Origin of the sequence: Phenylobacterium sp. (genome assembly GCF_031412415.1) — a bacterium.
Taxonomy (GTDB): domain Bacteria; phylum Pseudomonadota; class Alphaproteobacteria; order Caulobacterales; family Caulobacteraceae; genus Phenylobacterium.
Map to the genome: position 1 here is coordinate 1 of NZ_JANOCX010000374.1, position 5,220 is coordinate 5,220.

The following is a 5,220-nucleotide window of genomic DNA, read 5'->3' on the forward strand; positions in this document are numbered from 1 at the left end:
GCCGCCTCCGCCGCGAAAGAAGACGAAGCCGACCAAGGCGGCCAAGGCGCGTCGCGTGGACGAAAAGGTCCGGCGCGGCGGCGTGAAATCCAAACGCGGCCGCGTCAGCGGCGATGATTGATCGCGCGAGCCGAGGAAGCCCTTGGCGCACGGGGCCAGCCTTGCCTATGGTGCGCGCCCATGTCCTTACGCCTTGCCCTGCCCTCCGCCGCCCTGCTCCTGGTCGCCGCCTGTGCGCCGACTCTAGGGCCCCCGCCACCCCCGCCGCCGCCGCGTGAGCCACCGCCGTCGGCGAACGGATTCCGGGCTGGAGACTTCTCCTGGTCGGCCGTTCCCGGCCCCGGTCGAGTCGATGGGCGTCTGACCTATCGCGCTGGACCTGTCCGCTACACCTGCGCCGGCTCCAGCGTGGTGCTGACGCCGGAGACCGCCTGGACGCGGCGGCGCATGACCATCCTCTATCTCTCGCCCGACCGGGCGGCCCTGCCCGCCGCCGACGTGCGCGCCCGCACCCCCTCGGCGCCCAGCGGCGACTACTCGGCCTTCGTCAAACGCGCCACCTGCGACGCCACCAGCCGCTTCGCGTTCTCGGGCCTGGCCAACGGCGCCTGGTACGTCATCACGGTCGCCAAGCCCATCGCGCCGGGCAAGGGTCCTGACATCGCCGTCATGCGCCGTGTCGAGATCCGCGGCGGCAAGCCGGTCGGCGTCGAGCTGTAGCCGGCATCCATCACGCCGAATGAAAGACGCCCCGGGAGCGGTCCCGGGGCGTTTCTCGTTAGTGGACCTTGGCCTTGCCGATCTCCAGACCCTCAGCGGTGGCGCCGACCTGGATGACTGATCCGTCCTCCAGCTCCCCTGCCAGCAGCTTGCGGGCGATGGGATCGACCAGGTCCTTCTGGATCACCCGCTTCAGCGGCCGGGCGCCATAGACCGGATCATACCCCTTCTCGGCCAGCCAGTGGGTGGCGGCGTTGTCCAGGGCGATGGACATCCTGCGGTCGGCCAGCATCCGTTCCAGCCGCTGGAGCTGGATCTTGACGATATCGTCCATGGCGCCGCGACCCAGGCGCTTGAACAGGATGATCTCGTCGACCCGGTTCAGGAACTCCGGCCGGAAGTGGCGGCGAACCACCTCCATGACCATCGGACGGACCTCGTCGACATCTTCGCCCTCGGACTGGTTGGCCAGGAACTCGGACCCCAGGTTGGATGTCATGATCAGCAGGGTGTTGCGGAAGTCGACCGTCCGGCCCTGGCCGTCGGTCAGGCGTCCGTCATCCAGCACCTGCAGCAGCACGTTGAACACGTCGGGGTGGGCCTTCTCCACCTCGTCGAACAGCACGACCTGATAGGGCCGGCGGCGCACCGCCTCCGTCAGGGCGCCGCCCTCGTCGTAGCCGACATAGCCGGGGGGCGCCCCGATCATCCGGCTGACCGAGTGCTTCTCCATGTACTCGCTCATGTCGAGGCGGGTGATCGCCGCCTCGTCGTCGAACATGAAGGCGGCGAGCGCCTTGGTCAGCTCGGTCTTGCCCACCCCCGTCGGACCTAGGAACAGGAACGAGCCGAGGGGCCGGTTGGGATCGTTCAGCCCGGCCCGGGCGCGGCGCACGGCGTCGGAGACGGCGACCAGCGCCTCCTCCTGGCCGACCACGCGGCCGCGCAGGGCGTCTTCCATCTTCAACAGCTTGTCGCGCTCGCCCTCCAGCATCTTCTCGACCGGAATGCCGGTCCAGCGGGAGACGACGGCGGCGATCTGCTCGGCGTCGACCACCTCCGGGCTGATCGGATTTTCGGCGGCGGCCGCCTCCTCGGTCTCCAGGCGGCGCTCTAGAGCGGGGATTTCGCCATAGGCGATCTCGGACGCGCGTTGCAGGTCGCCACGACGCTGGACTGTGACCAGTTCAGCGCGCAGGCGATCCAGAGCCTCGCGGGCCTGGGCGGCGGAGCTGACCTTTTCCTTTTCCGAACGCCAGCGGGCGGTCATCTCGGTCGACTGGCCCTCGAGGTCGTCGAGATCTTCTTCCAGTTTTTCCAGTCGGGCCTTGGAAGCCGCGTCAGTCTCCCGCGCCAGGGCCTCGCGCTCGATCTTCAGCTGCACGATGCGCCGGTCGATCTCGTCCAGCTCCTCGGGCTTGGAGTCCACCGCCATGCGCACGCGGCTGCCGGCTTCGTCGATCAGGTCGATGGCCTTGTCGGGCAGGAAGCGGTCGGCGATGTAGCGGTTGGACAGGGTCGCGGCGGCCACGATGGCGGCGTCGCTGATGCGCACCCCGTGGTGGACCTCGTACTTCTCCTTCAAGCCGCGCAAGATGGAGACGGTGTCCTCCACCGTGGGTTCGCTGACGAATACCGGCTGGAAGCGACGCGCCAGGGCGGCGTCCTTTTCCACGTGCTTGCGGTACTCATCCAGCGTGGTGGCGCCGACGCAGTGCAGCTCGCCCCGGGCCAGGGCGGGCTTGAGCAGGTTCGAGGCGTCCATCGCCCCGTCCGACTTTCCGGCGCCGACCAGGGTGTGCATCTCGTCGATGAACAGGATGATCGAGCCCTCGGCCGCGGTCACCTCGTTCAGCACCGCCTTCAACCGCTCCTCGAACTCCCCGCGATACTTCGCGCCGGCGATCAGCGAGCCCATGTCGAGCGAGTGAAGTTGCTTGTCCTTCAGGCTCTCGGGCACGTCTCCATTTACGATGCGCAGGGCCAGGCCCTCGACGATGGCGGTCTTGCCCACGCCGGGCTCGCCGATCAGGACGGGGTTGTTCTTGGTGCGGCGGCTCAGCACCTGGATGGTGCGGCGGATTTCCTCGTCGCGGCCGATCACCGGGTCCAGCTTGCCGTCCCTGGCGGCCTGGGTCAGGTCGCGGGCGTAGCGCTTGAGCGCGTCATAGCCCTCCTCGGCCGAGGCGCTATCGGCGGTCTTGCCTTTGCGCATGGCCTTGGCGGCCTCTTCCAGAGCGTCGGCCTTGGCGCCGGCGTCGGCAAGCGCCTTGGCCGCCTCACCGCCTTCCTTGGCGATGGCGATCAGCAGGCGTTCGGTGGTCACGAAGGAGTCGCCGGCCGACTTGGCGCCGGCCTCGGCCTCGGCCAGCAGGCGCGCGACCTCCGGCGTCATGTAGAGCTGGCCAGAGCCGCCCTCCACCTTGGGCCGCTTGGCCAGCAGCACGTCGGCGGCCTTATCGGCTTCGTCGGGGCGGCCTCCAGCGCTTTGAATCAGCGCGCGGCTCAGGCCGTCCTTCTCCTCGAGCAGAACCTTCAGCACGTGCTCGGGCGCGAGCTGCTGGTGGCGCTTGGCGAGCGCGAGGCTTTGCGCCGACTGGATCGCCTGCTTGGCGCGGTCGGAATAGAGATCGATGTTCATGGCTTCCCCTGAATAGGCGGATTTGCCGGCGCCGCCTTGATCAAGCGCAACGCTGGCATGACCGGATGTAGTGTTGCCGATGCGCCACACAAGGGATCGCGAGGCGCTAGTTCGGGGGGTTGTGCTTCTCCAGGAACGCGACGGTGGCCGTGAGCATCTGGAGCCGCGTGTCGCCACGGGAGAGCCAGTGATCTTCGCCGGGGAGGCTGACCAGCTCCACGGGCTTTCCAGCCTTGGTGAGCGCCTCGGCCATCACACGTGACTGCTCGAAGGGCACCACTGTGTCGTCGCGGCCATGGATCAGCAGGATCGGGATGTCGATCTGGGCGGCATGCTGCGCGGGCGAGATCTGAGCCATGACCGGATCCTTCGGATCGGTGGCGCCGACCATACGGATGAGCTGCCGTCGTCCATAGACACGCGAGTTGCTTTGCAGCCAGGGCGCCATGCGCGTGAGATCGGTGATGCCCCCATAGGAGCCGGCGCAACGATAGACACCTCGGTCAAACGCCGCCCCCGCCACGGCGGCATAGCCGCCATAGCTCGCGCCGACGATGCAGACACGTTTGGGATCGATAACGCCTTGCGCCGCAAGATGCCGGACGCCGTCGGAGAGGTCCGTCTGCATCTTGCGGCCCCATTGGCCGTAACCGGCCTCCTTGAAGGCGCGCCCAAACCCGTCGGAGCCGCGGAAGTTCACTTTCAGCACCGCGTAGCCACGCGACGCCAGGGCCTGCGCCATCCAGTCAAAACCCCGTGTGTCGCGCACGGCGGGGCCTCCATGCGGCATGACGACCAGGGGCAGGCCCTTGGCCGGCCGTCCGTTGGGGGTGAGCAGGTAGCCGCTCAGTTCCAGGCCATCAGTGGCCTTGTAGGACAGCGTCCGAACGGGCGCCAAATCGCCCTTAGCGAGGCCGGCGTGTTGCGCGCCGATCCAGGTGGCGCGGCCCGTGGTCAGATCCACGAGGGCGTAGGCAGGACCCTCGGTCGGTGAGTCCACCAGGACGATGAGCTTCTTGCGGTCGGCGCTCCAAGAGACCAGCGATACGCTCTCTCCCGGATAGGCGGCGACCACCTTCTTCCAGGCGCTTTGGTCGCGCGGCTCGAAGAAGGTGTAGCGAAGGTCGTCGCCGAACAATTGCACGTGGCCGATGAGGCGCTCGTCAGCCGGATCGCGGATCGGCGCGGCGCCGGCCGGCATCACAGCTTGGCCCCAAGCGCCGTCGGGGCCGACCTCCCGGACCAGGACACCATCCTCCTGCGGCTCCGCCACCAGGATCGAGTTCGCCGCGCGCCCAAGCCCCATCAGATACGGCGGCTCATGCAGGCTGGATCCGGCCTTCAACTCACGCCATGTCTTGCCGTCGCGAACCTTCAACACCCATTGCCCCGACTTCGGCTCGTACTCGTTCTCGGCCATCGGCTGGCCGTCCGTCCCAACCAGCCAGTCGCGGGTGGTGGCGAAGCCTTCGTGCACCAGCTTGGACTTGCCTTGATCGAGTTCGATCCTGAACAGCGCCATGCGACCGCGGCCAGTGCTGTCGAACCTGACGCCCTCGGCGAACACAACGGGCTTGCCTTCGAAAGTTCGGTTTGAAGTCGAGCCTGACAGGACGTTGAGGCCGTTCTCAACGTCACGCAGCAGTCGGACCATCTTTTGGGTCTTGATGTTGTAAAGGCCGACCATTCGCCATTCGGACTTCGGCGCGATCACGTTGAGGATTGTCGCGGTGGCGCTGGTGACTATCAGCAGATGGTCGGGGCTTGCCCACCTCACGTCGCGAACCTTGATGTCGCCAACCCGCATACCGTGAGCGGCGCCCGTGGCGACGTTCCGGACGATCACCTGACGCTCTTCG

At 67.5% G+C, this 5,220-nt stretch carries 3 protein-coding genes; 1 reads left to right on the forward strand and 2 read right to left on the reverse strand.

Annotated features, from left to right (window positions below):
- The first annotated feature begins 180 nt into the window (after window positions 1-180).
- Window positions 181-720, forward strand: a complete 540-nt coding sequence (locus RMO04_RS17730; RefSeq protein ID WP_309646092.1) for a hypothetical protein — start codon at window positions 181-183, stop codon at window positions 718-720.
- A gap of 58 nt (window positions 721-778) precedes the next feature.
- Here RMO04_RS17730 and clpB read toward each other — a convergent pair whose 3' ends face one another.
- Both clpB and RMO04_RS17740 read right to left on the reverse strand, forming a co-directional pair.
- Window positions 779-3,361, reverse strand: a complete 2,583-nt coding sequence (clpB, locus tag RMO04_RS17735; RefSeq protein ID WP_309646093.1) for an ATP-dependent chaperone ClpB — start codon at window positions 3,359-3,361, stop codon at window positions 779-781.
- Between the two features lie 106 nt (window positions 3,362-3,467).
- On the reverse strand, window positions 3,468-5,220 hold a 1,753-nt coding region (locus RMO04_RS17740; protein ID WP_309646094.1), incomplete at its 5' end, for a S9 family peptidase.

Excerpts from the sequence above, each read along its gene's own strand:
- RMO04_RS17730 (WP_309646092.1), top strand. The coding sequence starts at position 181 with ATGTCCTTACGCCTTGCCCTGCCCTCCGCCGCCCTGCTCCTGGTCGCC.
- clpB (WP_309646093.1), bottom strand. The coding sequence starts at position 3,361 with ATGAACATCGATCTCTATTCCGACCGCGCCAAGCAGGCGATCCAGTCG.